General features: G+C 36.8%; 15 protein-coding genes. 7 read left to right on the top strand and 8 right to left on the bottom strand.

Annotation, left to right across the window (positions count from 1 at the left end; translation table 11 throughout):
* Nucleotides 1–47 precede the first annotated feature (47 nt).
* Nucleotides 48–2,477, bottom strand: coding sequence for a LysM peptidoglycan-binding domain-containing protein (locus G0Q07_RS12230; protein WP_163346355.1), 2,430 nt, complete (start codon nucleotides 2,475–2,477; stop codon nucleotides 48–50).
* 215 nt (nucleotides 2,478–2,692) lie between these two features.
* Between G0Q07_RS12230 and guaA the strand changes: the two genes are divergently transcribed.
* The 6 genes from guaA to G0Q07_RS12260 all read left to right on the top strand — a co-directional run bounded on the left by guaA (nucleotide 2,693) and on the right by G0Q07_RS12260 (nucleotide 9,223).
* Nucleotides 2,693–4,222, top strand: a complete 1,530-nt coding sequence (gene guaA / locus G0Q07_RS12235; RefSeq protein ID WP_163346356.1) for a glutamine-hydrolyzing GMP synthase — start codon at nucleotides 2,693–2,695, stop codon at nucleotides 4,220–4,222.
* 78 nt (nucleotides 4,223–4,300) lie between these two features.
* The gene (locus G0Q07_RS12240; RefSeq protein WP_203532535.1) at nucleotides 4,301–5,926 is read left to right on the top strand and encodes a S41 family peptidase; all 1,626 of its coding nucleotides are present in this window, start codon (nucleotides 4,301–4,303) and stop codon (nucleotides 5,924–5,926) included.
* Between the two features lie 5 nt (nucleotides 5,927–5,931).
* Nucleotides 5,932–6,537: a nicotinamide riboside transporter PnuC gene (gene pnuC / locus G0Q07_RS12245; RefSeq protein WP_163346357.1), complete on the top strand. Its 606-nt coding sequence runs from the start codon at nucleotides 5,932–5,934 to the stop codon at nucleotides 6,535–6,537.
* The gene (locus G0Q07_RS12250; protein WP_246222895.1) at nucleotides 6,521–7,051 is read left to right on the top strand and encodes an AAA family ATPase; all 531 of its coding nucleotides are present in this window, start codon (nucleotides 6,521–6,523) and stop codon (nucleotides 7,049–7,051) included. Before pnuC ends, G0Q07_RS12250 begins: the two co-directional genes overlap by 17 nt.
* 91 nt (nucleotides 7,052–7,142) lie before the next feature.
* On the top strand, nucleotides 7,143–8,069 hold the full coding sequence (gene epsC / locus G0Q07_RS12255) for a serine O-acetyltransferase EpsC (protein ID WP_163346359.1): 927 nt from the start codon (nucleotides 7,143–7,145) through the stop codon (nucleotides 8,067–8,069).
* Between the two features lie 17 nt (nucleotides 8,070–8,086).
* A complete protein-coding gene (locus G0Q07_RS12260; RefSeq protein ID WP_163346360.1) occupies nucleotides 8,087–9,223 on the top strand; it encodes a THUMP domain-containing class I SAM-dependent RNA methyltransferase in 1,137 nt (378 codons plus the stop codon).
* Between the two features lie 75 nt (nucleotides 9,224–9,298).
* Here G0Q07_RS12260 and G0Q07_RS12265 read toward each other — a convergent pair whose 3' ends face one another.
* Genes G0Q07_RS12265 through G0Q07_RS12275 form a run of 3 tightly spaced genes read right to left on the bottom strand, consistent with a single transcriptional unit; the run spans nucleotide 9,299 to nucleotide 9,784 of the window.
* Nucleotides 9,299–9,442 (bottom strand): hypothetical protein, encoded by a 144-nt coding sequence (locus G0Q07_RS12265; protein ID WP_163346361.1) that lies wholly within the window; start codon nucleotides 9,440–9,442, stop codon nucleotides 9,299–9,301.
* Nucleotides 9,443–9,459: 17 nt separating this feature from the next.
* Nucleotides 9,460–9,597: a hypothetical protein gene (locus G0Q07_RS12270; protein ID WP_163346362.1), complete on the bottom strand. Its 138-nt coding sequence runs from the start codon at nucleotides 9,595–9,597 to the stop codon at nucleotides 9,460–9,462.
* Nucleotides 9,598–9,637: 40 nt separating this feature from the next.
* Nucleotides 9,638–9,784 carry a hypothetical protein gene (locus tag G0Q07_RS12275; protein ID WP_163346363.1) on the bottom strand — a complete coding sequence of 49 codons (147 nt, stop codon included), beginning with the start codon at nucleotides 9,782–9,784 and terminating at the stop codon, nucleotides 9,638–9,640.
* A 252-nt stretch (nucleotides 9,785–10,036) separates the two neighbouring features.
* Here G0Q07_RS12275 and G0Q07_RS12280 point away from each other — a divergent pair, with 252 nt between their 5' ends.
* A complete protein-coding gene (locus G0Q07_RS12280; RefSeq protein ID WP_163346364.1) occupies nucleotides 10,037–12,808 on the top strand; it encodes a CHAT domain-containing protein in 2,772 nt (923 codons plus the stop codon).
* A 48-nt stretch (nucleotides 12,809–12,856) separates the two neighbouring features.
* On the opposite strand, the gene G0Q07_RS12285 is transcribed toward G0Q07_RS12280, so the two are convergent.
* The 4 genes from G0Q07_RS12285 to G0Q07_RS12300 all read right to left on the bottom strand — a co-directional run bounded on the left by G0Q07_RS12285 (nucleotide 12,857) and on the right by G0Q07_RS12300 (nucleotide 17,021).
* Nucleotides 12,857–14,362: a tetratricopeptide repeat protein gene (locus G0Q07_RS12285; protein ID WP_163346365.1), complete on the bottom strand. Its 1,506-nt coding sequence runs from the start codon at nucleotides 14,360–14,362 to the stop codon at nucleotides 12,857–12,859.
* The gene (locus G0Q07_RS12290) at nucleotides 14,352–14,939 is read right to left on the bottom strand and encodes an RNA polymerase sigma factor (protein ID WP_163346366.1); all 588 of its coding nucleotides are present in this window, start codon (nucleotides 14,937–14,939) and stop codon (nucleotides 14,352–14,354) included. The genes G0Q07_RS12285 and G0Q07_RS12290 overlap by 11 nt, the downstream gene beginning before the upstream one ends.
* Nucleotides 14,940–15,309: 370 nt before the next feature.
* Nucleotides 15,310–16,038 carry a hypothetical protein gene (locus G0Q07_RS12295; RefSeq protein WP_163346367.1) on the bottom strand — a complete coding sequence of 243 codons (729 nt, stop codon included), beginning with the start codon at nucleotides 16,036–16,038 and terminating at the stop codon, nucleotides 15,310–15,312.
* A 146-nt stretch (nucleotides 16,039–16,184) separates the two neighbouring features.
* Complete coding sequence (locus G0Q07_RS12300; RefSeq protein ID WP_163346368.1) at nucleotides 16,185–17,021, bottom strand: sugar phosphate isomerase/epimerase family protein; 837 nt, start codon at nucleotides 17,019–17,021, stop codon at nucleotides 16,185–16,187.
* Nucleotides 17,022–17,099 lie beyond the last annotated feature (78 nt).

The following is a 17,099-nucleotide window of genomic DNA, read 5'->3' on the forward strand; positions in this document are numbered from 1 at the left end:
AGATAAAATATTTTCAGGTATCAGTTTATGAGAAATGCCACCAATTTTTAATTGTCGGAAGCCATAATTAAACGTGGCTGCCCCTTCACCCGCTTACGTTCTACCTGGTAATCACGTGTGTATGAAATTACCGAAACTCCTTCGTTCATATAACCCCCAAACTGTGTCAATTTCTGGAAATGATAGTTTCCCTGCATTTGAAACGAATGCATGTAGGGCAGACAACCGGCAAAATCGTTACCATAAGTAATTAATGCGGTTAAAAAATACAAGGTTACATCGTAGCCCTGGAAACTAAAATTATCCGGTTCGGTGCCAAAATTGGCTTTGTATTTTTCAATAAAATTAATGGTTTGCTGATTCGAATAATCGGTGTAATAAGGCGCAATGTACTTGAGCTTCAGATTATGAAACTGCTCCAACTGAATACTTGAATAGTTTGGATAACGGTTTGAACCAATCAGCGTGATGGAATACTCCGAAGAAAGGTTGTTTACATTTGATATGGCCACACTCAACTCACCTTCGTTTTCCGATGGAATGTAAACAACATTTTCCTTATTTTTCGACATAATTCGTCGTAAACCAAAAGCCCCTTCGTTTTCAAAATCGTATATCGTAAAGTTTACGCCCTCGTTACTGCTCAACAGACCTGAATTAAAAAATTTCTCGCGTAAAAGTTCTACCAACTGACCTTCTGTGGTTCGCGAATAATCAGAGGTTTTTACAATGATAAAGTTACTGTTAAAATGCTCTTCTGCTACCATTTCGGCCGTTTGGTGAATCAGGTAATCGCGCGAGGGATTTACCTGAAAGTAATGTGAATTCGATCTTGTAATTGCTGTTTGCGAAGCCAGTGGCGAAACAATAGGAATCCGATTCTTCGCCGCATAGGCTGCAATTTCTTTTTGAACGTTAGGGAATATCGGCCCGATAATTAAATCTGTTTGGAAAAACTCGTTGGCCTGAAAATACTGACGTATCGAATCAGGATTCCGTTGCGTATCAAAAACATTCAATTTCACATTAAAACCAACATTATGTAATGAATCGATAGCTAAAAGTACCCCCTCATAAAACCGTACAAAATTTTCACTTCCGCCATAAAATTGCTTAAACAGTTCTTTACGTTCCTCTAATTCAATGGTCGTATCTTGCGCAACTTTGGCTTCTTCGCTTGTAAAAAGTGTCGTTTCATCAATCACCAAATCTTCACGGTTCAGCGTGTCGTTAGCTTCGTAATAAAAAGGTAAAAACAATGCCACATTGTAAGTCTTACCTGAATATGGTACCGATAAATCCGGCACACACGACTCGGGAATTTCAACCGGCAATTCTACAGCATAATATTCTTCCAGCAATTTAGCTGAATCTACATCAACAATCTCAATATTGTCACTATCCGGTTTTGCAAAGATGGTTGAAGGTTTATTAGGAATTAAAATGGATTCTCCAGAAACCAAATTGCGTCTATCAAGTATGGGATTGTATTTTTTAATGTCGGGTATGCTAATATTGTATTGTTTCGACAAACCATATAAAGTCTCACCTTTTTTTACCAGATGTTGCTCAAAAGCTTCTTCATTTACAGGTTTTGCTAAAGGTTTATTAGTTTCGGCAACCGGGATTTTAATTACTGCTCCGGCCGGAAATCCAGTATTCAAAATTGGGTTCAAGGCTTTTAGTTCTTCCTCCGAAATATTGTACTTGCGGGTTGTTCCCCACATGGTTTCACCTGATTCAATAATGTGTTCGATATAATTTCGATTTCCGTCTTTTTCCACAGGTTGTGGCAGAATTTCACCAACTCCGGATGCGCTACTTTCTATTTTCAAAGTCATTCCGGTTTTTAGCTGCTTTGCCTCAGGATTTAAATCAATAATATCCTGCTCCGTTGTTCCGTACTTTTTGGCAAGCGAATACAACGTTTCTCCCGAAACAACCTGATGTATTATAATTTGCCATCCGTATCCCGGTTTTTCAGTCAAGGCTTCCGGCTCAGCCTTTTTCTCCTCTGCTTCTTCCCAATACGGAATATTCAGTTTTGTACGTTTCCTGATCTTCCGAACAGTTGGATTGTATGCATAAAACTCTTCCACAGTAATTCCAAACTTTTTAGCAATGGAATAGGCCGTTTCTTTTCTTGATTCAATTTTATACTTTATAAACCCCGCAGGAGCTCCTTTCTGATCAGTAGAAAGATTCTGAAGATCTATACCTTCGGTGTAAGGAATTTTTAGCACCTGTCCAATTGTCAGTCCTTTATTAATGCCCGGATTATTTTTTTCCAGCTCGGGTTGTGATACTCCATACTTCTTTGTTAAAGAATAAACTGTTTCGCCGGTGCGAACCTGGTGCATAACAAACTTTTTGCCTTGAATAACAACGATTTCGTTTTCAGGAAAATTTTGTCCAAAAACCGGTTCATTCGGTAACAACATCAAAAATGCCATGCATAGCAGCAAAAGACTTCTCATTAAATAATGGATTTAAAAATTCGTTCAAATTTAGCAATTCTGTAACAACACATAAATGTTAACGCATAGTTTCGAAATTAATTTTACCTATTTTGAAGCAAACTCCATCCTAACTACGACCTCTTATTAACACGAACCCTAATTTCATTCACATTTGAAAAGATTTTGAAGTGATATTCGTACTTTTGTCTTTTCATTAACAAAAGTAGTTTTTCATGCAGGAAAAGATTTTAATTCTTGATTTTGGTTCTCAATACACACAATTGATTGGACGAAAGGTCCGCGAACTAAATGTTTATTGCGAAATTCATCCTTACAACCACTTCCCGGAAATTGATGAGAGTGTAAAAGGAGTGATCCTTTCGGGCAGTCCTTATTCGGTTCGCGATGAAGAAGCACCTCGTCCCGACCTTTCAAAAATCAAAGGCAAAATACCGGTTCTTGGCGTTTGCTACGGAGCACAGTACATGGCTCATTTTTATGGTGGTGAAGTAGCTCCTTCGAACACGCGTGAATATGGAAGAGCAAATCTGGGATTTATCGATCACGATAGTGTTCTGTTTGAAAATGTTAGTTTACACTCGCAAGTTTGGATGTCGCATGGCGATACTATTATTCGGCTTCCGGAAAATTATAAAGTAATTGCATCAACCGAAGATGTAAACTTTGCAGCTTATAAAGTTGATGGTGAAAAAACCTGGGCAATTCAATTTCACCCTGAGGTTTACCATACTACCGAAGGAAAGCAACTGTTACAAAATTTTGTGACAACAATTTGCGGCTGCGAACAAAACTGGACACCCGACTCATTTGTTGAGACAACAGTAAGGGAATTACAGGACCAACTAGGCAACGACAAGGTTGTTCTTGGTCTGTCAGGTGGTGTTGACTCATCGGTTGCCGGTGTTTTACTGCATAAAGCTATCGGTAAAAATCTTACCTGCATTTTTGTTGACAACGGTCTACTTCGTAAAAACGAATTTGAAGATGTTTTGCATTCGTATGAAAATATGGGGCTGAATGTAATTGGCGTTGATGCCCGGGAAAAATTCTGGAACGATTTGGCCGGTATTACTGATCCGGAACAAAAACGAAAAGTTATAGGACGCAACTTTATCGAGGTTTTTGATGAAGAAGCGCACAAAATAAAAGACGTAAAATGGTTGGCGCAAGGAACAATTTATCCGGATGTAATTGAATCAATATCGGTAAATGGTCCTTCGGCAACTATTAAGTCGCACCACAATGTTGGCGGACTTCCTGAGAAAATGAAACTAAAAGTGGTAGAACCACTCAAGCTTTTATTTAAAGATGAAGTACGACGCGTTGGTGGAGCTTTAACGATTAAAAAAGAACTCTTGGGTCGCCACCCCTTCCCGGGGCCTGGATTGGGAATTCGTATTCTTGGCGATGTAACTCCCGAGAAAGTTCGCATCCTGCAGGAAGCCGATGCTATTTTTATTAATGGGTTGAAAAACTGGGGGCTATACGACGAAGTTTGGCAGGCAGGAGTAATGTTGCTTCCTGTTCAATCGGTTGGTGTTATGGGCGACGAACGTACCTACGAAAATACAGTGGCTTTGCGCGCTGTTGCTTCAACCGATGGGATGACGGCCGATTGGGTACATTTACCGTACGATTTTATGGCAAAAATGTCGAACGAAATCATTAATAAAGTTCGTGGTATCAACCGCGTAGTTTATGATATTAGTTCGAAACCACCTGCAACAATTGAATGGGAATAGTTGTTGCAAAATGTAACGATATTAATTTTGGCAGACTTATTGCTAAAAAAGTTTCGTTATAAATTAAAAATTTGAATTATGATCGTATCAAAAATTAAACATATTAAAACGATTGGCTTAAGCCTGTTTTTAGCTTTATTTTTCATTGCTCCTGTATCAATACAGGCACAAAACGAAGTGCAGCAAAACCAGGTAAAGTTTGCCCGTTTACTGCGTTTGGTTGACGGCTACTATGTCGATTCATCAGATGTTGGCGACTTAACAGAAAAGGCTATTGTGCATATGCTTGAAGAGCTCGATCCGCACTCAACTTACATTTCAAAAGAAGAAGTGGATAAAATGAATGAGCCCCTTAAAGGAAACTTTGAAGGAATTGGTATATCATTTAATATTTATAAGGATACTTTGTTGGTTACAACGACCATTGCAGGCGGACCTTCAGAAAAAGTTGGCTTGCGTGCCGGAGACAGAATTATTGAGGTGGACGGTGAGAATATTGCTGGAATAGGATTGAAAAATTCCGATGTTTTTGACCTGTTAAGAGGGGAAAAGGGAAGCAAAGTTGATTTAACAATTGCGAGAAAAAGCGAAAATGAGCCACTTGGTTTTACAATTGTTAGAGATAAAATTCCAATTTTTAGTCTGGATGCTTCTTACATGCTCGATGAATCAACGGGTTATATTAAGTTGAATAAATTTTCAGCTACCACAACCAATGAGTTTTTATCTGCAATGACAGATTTAAAACGTGAAGGAATACAAAACCTTGTTCTTGATTTAAGAAACAACGGTGGTGGATATTTGAAATCAGCCATCGAACTGGCAGATCAGTTTTTAAACGATGATCAGCTGGTTGTTTATACCGATGGTACGAACGATCCAAGAAGAGAATATAAGGCGACCTCGAAAGGAACTTTTAAAGATGGCAAAGTGGTTGTTTTGGTTAATGAAGGCTCAGCCTCAGCAAGCGAGATTGTTTCCGGAGCTGTTCAGGACTGGGATCGTGGAGTTATAATTGGTCGGCGATCGTACGGAAAAGGATTGGTGCAAAAACCATTTTTCCTGAATGACGGTTCTATGATTCGACTTACAACAGCTCACTATTACACACCAAGCGGCAGATGTATTCAAAAACCTTATGATGGTGGTATTCGCGAATACCGTAAAGATTATGCCAACCGAATTAGTAATGGTGAGATGTTTAGTGCCGACAGTATTCATTTTGATGCCGAATTAAAACATAAAACTCTGGTTAATGGTCGCGAAGTATACGGCGGAGGTGGTGTAATGCCCGATATTTTTGTTCCAATGGACACATCATCACATTATGCATATATGAATAAACTTAGGAGAAAGCGGGTTACTTATAACTTTGTTTTGGATTATGTTGATGTTCATCGTGAAGACATAATGAAACAATATTCCACTTTTGATAAATTCAACGAAAAATTTGAGATTACAGAAGAGAATGTTGAGCAGGTAGTTGCAAAAGGTGTTGAAGAAGGAATTGAGAAGGACGAAGAAAGTTTGAATTTCCTTGAGGATGACCTTAAACAAGAAATTAAGGCTTTAATAGCCCGCGACTTATATTCAAGAAACGACATGTATAAAGTTTTAAACGAAAAAGACGATGCGATTTTAAAAGCTCTTGAAGTTTTTGATAACCAAGACAAATATGCAGCGCTTTTAGTTACAGCTGATTAAAATTTATGACTGATATAGTTTTGGAATGGCTCTTAGGTAATTACATTGAAATACTGGGAGCCATTCTTGGTTTAGCCTACATCTTTTTTTCCATTAAACAACACATTTTAACGTGGCCTACAGGTTTATTAACCTCGGCACTTTACGTAGTTGTATTTTTTGATGCCAGATTATATGCCGATATGGGACTTCAGGTGTATTACGTGGTAATCAGCATTTATGGCTGGTATTTCTGGCTAACCGGAAAAAAACAAAATGAAAAGAAAGTAGCCGTTAAAACGACCCGAAAAGTATTGTGGTTAAAACTGGCACTGGTTTCAATTGCGCTTTATGCCCTGCTCCTGTTTATTCTAAGCAATTATACCAATTCCGATGTTCCGCACATGGATTCTGTGACTACAGCACTCAGCATTATTGCCACCTGGATGCTGGCAAGAAAATACTTAGAGCATTGGTTGTTATGGATATTTATCGATGCTTTTTCTGCAGGATTATATGTCTACAAAGGTTTGTGGGCAACTGTTATTTTATTTATCGTTTACACCTTTATGGCACTATTGGGCTATATTGAATGGAAAAAAGACCTTAAAAAAATTGAAGAAAAAAACTAAAATAGTAGCCATTACCGGGGCCGAATCAACTGGAAAAAGCACACTTGCTAAAGCACTTGCTAAACACTACAATTTGCCGTTTGTTCCGGAATTTGCACGAGGTTATGTTGAACAATTGCAGCGATCGTACACCTACGAGGATGTTATTCTGATAGCACAAAAACAGGTTGAACAGTATAACGAAATGGTTTCAAAACAGGTGCCACTGATAATTTTAGATACCTGGCTACTGATAACAAAAATCTGGCTGGATGTTGTTTACGGAATAGTTCCGGAGTGGATCGATCAAACGATCAAAGAAACCCGTATTGACGTTTTTTTAGTTTGCGATACCGATTTGCCTTGGGTACCCGATAGTGTTCGTGAAAATGGAGGAACCGATCGTGAAAAACTTCAGCAGACTTACATTCAAGAATTAGAAAAATATCAATTCCCTTATCAAATTATAAAAGGTAATTATGAAGAGCGGAAAAAAGGTGCAATTCAATTCATCTCAGGTTTAGATACTGCTTAAGTTAAAATCCTTCAACAAGAAGCTTGTTTTATACGTTATATGTTACAGTTCTTAAATGAATGTAATTAGTTTTGTATAATAATTCAACAACATGACAAATAACAAAGTGGACCAAAAAATATTGGATACAATAACCAAGCTAAGCAACCCTGAATCATACAAGTTGGTTTGTCATAAACACTTGTTGGGAGAACCACTGCCATCAAATAAGAAGGTGAAACGAATTATTAATCTGATTCGTGAAATTCTTTTCCCGGGCTATTTCGGCACTACTACTTTAAAAGCGACCATAACTCCGCACTACATGGGAGTTTACGTTGATGAACTACTTGAAATGCTTACTGGTGAAATTTTAGCAGGTTTGTGTTTTGAATGCACCGACGAATCGGAACAAAGGGTTGAAAAGCATAAAGTGGCAGCGCAAGAAAAGGCTGTTGTTTTTATTGAGTTTCTGCCAGAAATAAGAAGACGACTTGTTGCAGACGTGGAAGCAACATTTTTAAATGACCCGGCAGCAAAAAACTTTGGCGAGGTTATTTTTAGTTATCCGGGAATCAGGGCCATAACAAATTACCGTATTGCCCATAAATTATTAGAGTTGGATGTTCCGCTTATTCCCCGTTTTATTACCGAAATGGCACACAGCGAAACCGGAATAGATATTCATCCGCGTGCTCAAATTGGTGAGAGTTTTACCATCGACCACGGTACTGGCGTTGTTATTGGTTCTACATCTATTATTGGAGATAATGTAAAAATATACCAGGGAGTAACCTTGGGAGCAAAAAGTTTTCCGCTTGACGATGACGGAAACCCGATTAAAGGAATTCCACGTCACCCAATATTGGAGAATAATGTAGTTATTTATGCAGGTGCAACTATACTTGGCCGCGTTACTATTGGCGAAAACTCTGTAATTGGGGGTAACGTATGGGTAACCAACGATCTTCCGGCTAATTCCCGAGTGGTGCAAAAACGACCAAGAGATATTCCGTTTATGGACGGAGCAGGTATTTAAAAATTAAAATCAAATCATTGAAAGAGTATAAATTAATCGCAAAAACCTTTTCCGGCCTGGAAGATGTTTTGGCCAAAGAAGTGAAGCGCATTGGCGGTAAAAATGTACGACGCGGAAAACGTGCCGTATTTTATGAAGGAGATCTTGAGTTAATATACAAATCAAATTATCAACTCCGAACTGCATTGCGTATCTTAAAAGAAATTGAACATTTTAATTTTAAAGATGTCGATCAGTTTTATTTAAAATGCAAAAGAATAAAGTGGCAAAATTATTTTACGGTCGATCAGAATTTTGTGATTAACAGCGTGGTCGTAAACTCGCGCGATTTTAGAAACTCAATGTTTACCTCACTAAAGGTAAAAGATGCTATTGCCGATTATTTTCGCGAGAATTTTGGGAAGCGACCAAATGTAGATACTGAAAATCCGGATATCATTATAAACGTCCATGTATTCCAGGATAACTGTACATTGTCGATTGACAGTTCAGGAGAATCATTACATAAAAGAGGATATCGCGTAAAACAGGGTGAAGCGCCTTTAAACGAAGTACTTGCGGCAGGTATGATCAACCTGACCGGATGGCTTGGAAACTCGGATTTTATGGACCCGATGTGTGGCTCGGGCACACTAGCTATTGAGGCAGCCATGATTGCTCAAAACATTCCTCCTGCTAAATTCAGAAAAGAATTTGCCTTCAAGAACTGGAATGATTTCGATCCTGTACTTTGGGAAAAAATTACCGAGCCGGTTGAAAAAAGAGAATTCAGACATAAAATCTATGCTTCGGATATATCAGGAAGTAATTTGTTAAATGCACAAACCAATGCACGACGTGCTTTAGTATTTAACAAAATACAATTTGCCTGTACCGATTTTAAAAATCTGGATGTTAAATTAGACAATGCGACCATCGTAACCAATCCACCTTATGGCGAAAGGCTGAGAGAAAATGACCTTGACGGGCTTTATTCGATGATTGGCGAGCGTTTAAAACACCAATTTGCAGGGAACAGTGCGTGGATACTTAGTTCAGCGTTTGAAAGCTTAAAATTTGTTGGATTAAAACCGTCTCAAAAAATCGATTTATTTAACGGGGCACTAAAATGCAAGTATAATAATTACAGGTTGTTTGAAGGGAAGGAAAAATAGAGGCATAAAAAAAAGGGTTAAAACCGTCCTTGTTTTAACCCCTGTACTAACAACTCAATTGGTTCTGTATATAGGCTATTCTTCTTCAAAATCGTAAATATCTTTATCTCTCGATTTTGGTGTTCCTCCACCTCTAACTTCATTCATTTCTTCTTGTGAAAGAACATCAAAACCAAAATTATCTAGTTTATCTGATGATTGTATAGTTATAGCTTTCATTGTTCTGTTTTTATGACTTATTCTTCTTCAAAATCGTAAATATCTTTATCTCTTGATTTTGGTGTTCCTCCACCACGAACTTCGTTCATTGCTTCTTCAGACAATAACTCAAAATCACCGTTGTTCTCTGTAAAAAAACTTGCTATAACATTCATATCTTAAAATCTTGACAGTAAATACTTGTTTATTTATAATTTATTCTTCCTCGAAATCATAAATATCTTTATCTCTAGATTTTGGAGTTCCGCCACCACGAACTTCGCTCATTGCTTCTTCGTTGATTACTTCAAAACCCTTAACTTCGAAAGTATTTTCTGTTGATTCAAACTGTACCCTTTTCATCGTATAATAAATTAATTCGTTAAACTTTTAAACACACATTCACTAATATATTCTGATAAGTACAAAAAGGTAACCCCCTTTTTTTGAAAAAAATTTAAAAAAGTTCTATTTTGGTGGAATAAATCACAACATCATATGACAATTTTCAAGAGAATAAGCTTCGTTTTTTACCTATTATTCTTACCCAGCATAATACTCTGCCAGGAAGTCAACAAAGACTCCTTAAGACTACTAACCAATAAGTTAGGACAGATGGGTGCTAGATTAGGCAACGAAGGAAAGTACACCGAAGCTTTAGATACTTTTAAATTGTTTCTAAATGAACGAAAAAAAATTTATGGAGAAGAGGATTATTTTTTAACTCAGCCCTACATGATGTTAGGTATTACTTATAAAAATTTGGGACAAAATGATATGGCACTTAGTAGTTATAAGCTTGCTGAAACAAATTTTTTTCTTCGTTCAGACCCCCCGCAAGGTTTGTTGGGAAGTATTTATATAAATCTGGGCAATGTATATCGAGCCCAATTGGATTATAGCAATGCTTTAAATTATTACGATCAAGCTTTAAGCGTGTACCAGAGTCAGACTTCTGTTGATCTTGAAGATATATCTAACGCCTATTATGCTATTGCAGAGATTGAGTTTGTTACTCAAAACTACCAATCTGTTATTGATATTGCTGAAAAATGTTATGCATCAGCAGATACATCCAATCAAATATATTTTGATAATATTATGGGAGGTAGTTATTATAACCTTAAACAATTCGAAAGAGCAGATTATCATTACAAACATGCTATCTCATTCTCACAACAATATTATGACAAAGGTTTAGACCTCGCCTATGCCTATATGAGTTACGCAGAATTTCTTTCTGCAATTAATAATTTTGAAAAGGCTATTGAAAAACTATCTCTAGCATATAAAATCTTACAAGAACAGCAAAATTTTGGCACAGAACTTTCAACTTATTACGAGTATGAGGGAAATATTTTCAGAAATAGAGCAATAAACACACAGGAAATTAACCGATTCAAAAGGGAAAAAAGACAAAATTTACTAAAAGCTATTGGATCGTACAAAAAAGGATTAACAGCATTAGAAGTGGATCAAAATAATCCTGAAAATTCGGACATAGAAATTCAACAAACACGTTCGCTGATTGATTGTATTGGACTAATAAAATTAATTGGTGATGTGTATCTTGAAATTGCCCTTCTGGATAATGAAAATAAAGGCATCGATTTTAGTACAAATCTCGATTACGCGCTAAGCTGCTATAACAACACCAGTAATCTCATTCAACAGGCGCGAAAAGAAATTTCGAACGATGAAAGCAAGATACAGCTGTCGAATCTACAATACCAAACCATCAGTAAAATTATTGAGACGGCATACCTTGCTTATAATTACTCGGGTAATCAGGAGTTCCTTGATATTGCGTTTAACAATTCGGAACAGCTAAAAAGCAGTGCACTTTTCGATAAGATTGCCAACGAACTGGCCCAGGAAAATAGTTTGATCCCTGATAGCCTATTAGAGCTGGAACGTAAATTAAACAATACCATCGCCAATTATTCCGAATTACAATACGAGGAATTAAGCTACAATGAACCTGATAGTTCGTTGTTGGAAGAATATAACGATAAGATTTTTAATGCATCGCGGCAAAGAGATGAGCTGAATCGTTATATGGAAGAAAGCTACCCCGACTACTATCAGTTAAAATATTCCAATTCTACCCTCAGCTTAAATGACATACAAAACAGGCTTGAAAGAAAGGAAGCAATTGTTGAGTATTTTTTAGCAGAACCGACAACAGAAAAAATTGAAAACGGCAGTAATACTGACACACTAACTTCGCTGTATACTTTTTTTATTACCAACGACAATATTGAATTTCAAAAAAAGACACTTAGTAATGCTGAAATAGAAGCTTTAGAAGAAACCTTCCGGTTTATGTCTTCAACCGACTACATGTTCACACACAACGAAGATGCAAAAAACTACTGTGTTTCGTCTAACAATCTATACAAAGTACTAATGGCTCCTTACGAACAATACTTGGATGAAAAACACCTGACAATAATCCCTGACGGAAAATTGAATTACATTTCATTTGATGGCTTACTAAAATCATTGCCCGATACAAGCGAAACAATCCGGTTCAATGAACTTGACTACCTGATTAAAGATGTAAATATAAACTATGCTAATTCGGTAAATATTTTCCTGAAGAACAAAATGTCAAAGCCAAAACTTCGAAATCATACCCTGGCTTTTGCTCCGGAATACCATTCTGAAGAATTTGAAATGACGGGAACAAGCTATAAGCTAGCGCCACTGCCTGGTGTGCAAAAAGAAGTTGACGCCATCTCTAAATCTGTTAATACAACTATTTTCGAGAAAGAAAAGGCAACGGAGCAGAATTTCAGAAAAGAAAGTGGGAATTTTGATATCCTTCACCTGGCAATGCACGCTTATATAAACGATTCGCTACCGGCTTTCTCTCGATTAGCATTCACTCAAAATATGGATTCAACGACATTAAGTGCCGACGGATGGTTAAATACGGCAGATATTTACAACCTGAACTTGAATGCCAGAATGACCGTACTAAGTGCATGTAACACTGGGGTTGGGCAACTTCAAAAAGGAGAAGGACTAATGAGCCTGGCCCGTGGATTTTTATATGCTGGTTGTCCTTCGGTAGTAATGTCGCTTTGGGAAGTTGAAGATGTGGCCGGCACAAAAATTATGACCTCTTTTTATAAGTACCTAAAAGCTGGTAAAACAAAAGACGAAGCACTTCGTCTCGCCAAACTAAAATACCTTGATGAATCGAACTCCAGACTTGCCCACCCCCACTACTGGATGAGTTTTAAATGTATTGGCGATAATTCTCCGGTTTACACCAGTTATGATCTTTACTTTTTTGCTGTTTTAATTCTATTGATTATCGCTTTTTCTATCGACCAGGGAATTCGCATAAAAAAAGCCCGTCGTAACCGACAGGCTTAATTGAATGTGTATATTTTTTTCGAATTAATCTATTGAATGATTCTTCGATTACTTAAAGGAATACCTGAGCTTTCTTAGAATTGCTTTTGCATCTTTTTCGTAATGCCCTTTGCGATCAATTACCGCCAACAATTCATTTTTAGCTTCGGTCCTTTTATTCATTTTCAGGTAACATAGAGCTTTATACCACTCTGCTTCCTCAATAAACATGTTATTTCCATGATCAATAACTTTAGAATACGCTGATACCGCTTTAGGATATTTATTCAGATTCTGATAACTCAATCCTTTATAAAACTGCGGAACAAATTGCTCCTCTGTTTTAACGGTTGCAACATTCAGCAGATCAATAGTCTTTTGGAACTCATTCTGCTGGAAATACATTTGTGCTTGTTGTATTACATCCACACTGCTGCTAACCGAACGTTCTGATGCCCATGTCGTTGATTCAAAGTACTTGTCGTACGAATTGTCGAGCGTATTGGTATTCATTCGCATTACACCAAGTAAACCTACCAATACCAAAACAACTGCTACGCTGCTTCGCCAAAATCGAGTAGAACCAATTTCGATGCGAGGCATTATAATCGATTTCACTTCTTTCTTTTCCGATTCTGCTCTTGCGTCATTCAACTTCTGACGCAAGCCCATTATATCCATTTCTGAAACGGCAGAATTTATATTCTCGCGAAGCGCTACTTCCGCCATCAGATCGGTATTTTCTTTCAATTCAGCATTAAATTCTTCTAATAAACTTTCATCCACCAGTACTTCATCAATAAAGTCTTCAATGGTTTGCTCAGTAACATTCCAAGAGGTTTCAGACTCCATGATATTTCTTAATTCACTTCTGAGATCCATTACATCGTTTTCAGCAACAGCTGATTCAAGCTCTTTATGCAGATTAACTTCTGATTGTAACAATTCACTTTGAGCAAGCTCGTCTTCAAATTCGGCCAAAATATCGTCACCCATCTCACCTTCAAGGTAAGTGTCGATATCTTCAACTGAATATTGTGGTTCAACCGATTTAGCCACCTGTTGCAATGTTTCACGCAGGTTTAAAATGTCGGTTTCCAGAACAGCTTCTTCCAGTCCTTCCAGACCTTCCATATCAAAACCGTTCAGGTCTTCTTCCACAACGGCTTGTTCTGAACCGTTTTGCTCTTTGTAATAATGATGTATGTTTTCGTTGCTGGTTCGCTCATGCTGATATACATGAACTTTTGGGAGCGATTCTAAACTTTCAATAAGCTCTTCGGGTGTTAACGCTGATGTGGCTTCTTCAAATTCGCTGAAGTCGTCTAACAGCTCAAAAGAGCCATTTAACCTGCCATTTTTTGTACTGTTTGATTGAATTTTTTCGAGTTTACCTTTAAGATCAAGAACATCCATCTCCATAACGGCTGTCTGAATATTCTTGTGAAGTTCTACTTCTTCTCTTAACTCCTGGTTTAACTCTAACTCTTTTTCAAATTCTTCTCTCTCTGGGTTGTTTAATAAATCTAAACAGTAATCTTCAATGCGTCCAATTAATTCTGCTTTAGGTGTCATCTTCAAGTATCTTTTTAAATTCTGTATCTTGCTTTATGCGCTTTATCAACAGTTCTTTACATTTATACTTTCTTGTTTTAGCATATTTTTCAGATTTGTAGCCCATAATTTTTGCAATTTCTCTTAGCGGGACCTTTTCAAAAAACATCTGCAATAGCTTTTGACAATCTGTACTTAAGGTTTTAAAATGCTTTTGATACAAACCGTATTTTTGATTTTTATCTACTAATTCTACCAGGTTGTCATCGTAAACATCTTCCTGGAACGGTAATGAATCATTCAGCTTTTCTCTTTCAATTCTTCGTTTCTCGAGTTGCTTTAACCACAAAAATCGACATACTGAGAATAAATAACCTGCAAAAGAACTCTTTTCGAAAATTAAATCGTTTTCTTTTAATTTCCTGTAAATTACGATAATAGCTTCCTGAAATACATCACTGGCATCTTCTTCACTTCCTTGGTTTTTCTTAATGAAATAATTAACTTTATAGTAGTAGTGTTTATAAATGTACTGTAAAATTAAATTATCATGCCTTAAGATTCCTTTCAGGATTTGCGCATCCGTATAATTTATCATCTTCTAATATATTATTCGATTATTGGGTAAAAGGTAACCCTCTATTTAAAATTATTCTATCCACAACTTAATAGCCGGCCATGTCTAAAACATGTAATTTCGCTTATTAACAAGCCGTTACAAGATCTGATAAAGATAAAAATTAAATTAAAAAAAGAAGAAGACTTTTGGATTTATTGTTCGGGGGGCATTTCAAACAAAAAGGACAGGTTCAACAACCCATCCTTTTCTCATTAAACTAACTAACCTAACTAAACCTAAACTTATGAAAATAAACGTATCACAAATATAAAAGCATATTGTATATTCAACAAGAAAAAGATGTTAAATGGTGTTAAACCCTATAACTATTAACATTTTATTTACTGTGCTATGAACGTGTATTGAATTGTTCCTTTTTGCTTTGCAGGAGCAGAATTATCGCTGTTGAAAATTGTTCTGGTTGCAGCCTCCTTTGCATATGCCAATATTTGTTTGTCTCGGATAGACCGATTCTCTCTGGGTATGGCCTCAACCACCTGCCCTGACGATTTACAACAATATCAACAACCACCGTTCCTCCTCCCTGACTAAGATATACAGGCACCGGTAAACTTAAATGAAAACGATTTTCCAGGTGGTAAACAATGTTACTTTCGCCCGCATAAATCACATTTTTTATCGAGTCTCGGTCCATGCCTTCTGTGGTTTCAACCGGCATTTCAATATCACTCAAATCAACTGTTTCTTTTGCAAGATTTTGGTTTACATTTGAAACGAGTTGTTTTGCGGCTTCTACTTCTTTTAAATAATCATCGTCAAAAAACTCTTCAGTTGAAGTTGTTGTATTTTCTGTAGCGGTGCGATTTGACGCAATATTTGTTCGTGTATTACTATTTTCTTGACTACTTGCCTGATCTGTATTCTCTTCTAAAGTTTCGGGTTCTATCATTTCCTGTTCAAGCAACTCTTCCGGAAATTCGATTAAAATCGCTTCTTCTATTGTATTTCCTTTGATATTTACATCGGCCAGCAAAAACGCAGAAAACAACAGAATATGAAAAACCAGCGTACCGATTACTCCATAAACATTTCTTCTGTATAGCTCTCCTATCTTCATTCGGAGCAAAAATATAAAATTAGCTGCGATAAAAACCGGAATTTATAAAGAATACCTCTTTTATTTACGTTTACAATTATTTGTATTAAAACATAAAAAAAGAGTTCTCCAACTAGGAAAACTCTTCTCTGTAATATTAATTGAATCTATTTTGTTGCGTCGATCATTGCTCTGAAATAACCAATTGATTCAGCAATCCCCAGAAACGGATCATCCATATTTCGTTCGTGTTCCAAGCTTACAACACCTGTATAATTAACTTCACGAAGCATATTTACAAAAGCCGGAAAATCTATAATTCCTCTTCCAACTTCTACTGAATAGCCCTCTTTGCTTGCACCGGTAACATCTTTTAAATGAATATCAAAAACCCTTGAATGGTACTTTTTTAGGTCGGCCACAGGATCTTTTCCATTTCTGGTATCATGGCCAATATCAAGACACATACCAATACGCGGATCGAGATCTTTGGTGTGTTTCCATACATCATCAGCATCGGGATACACATCGATATCCGGGCCATGAAGATGGATCGCAAAATATAAACCTGACTCCTTCACTATCTCGTCTATGTAAGGAAGCAGTTCGTAATTAGGTACACCAACAATTGTATTTACACCTACTCTTTTTGCATAATCAAAATATTTGTCCACATCTTCTTTACTTTTCATATAAAGTGGTCCTACGGCGTAGCCGGTAACGCCATATTCTGCACATTTTTTATGAAATGCTTCTATTTCGGCGGAAGTACTGTTAATTGGTAAATGAAAATCTTTTATACAAAGAAAGTGTACATCACATCGTTTCATTGTTTCCAATGTTGTTTGCAGATCGAAATGAACAAATGTATAACCCGCCATTCCTAGTTTAAAAGATTCATTTTTTTCAGGTGCCGGCTGAGGTTCAGGACGTTTGGTTTCCTGAGCAACCAAGGTTACGGTTAATAAAAATAAAATGATTAGAGAAAATGCTGATTTTTTCATCGTATTAAATTTACTTGTTTCAAATAAAAACAAATGTAATAATAAAACTAATACGACACAGAACTCAGTAAACCTGCG

The sequence above is a fragment of the Draconibacterium halophilum genome (genome assembly GCF_010448835.1).
Lineage (GTDB): Bacteria > Bacteroidota > Bacteroidia > Bacteroidales > Prolixibacteraceae > Draconibacterium > Draconibacterium halophilum.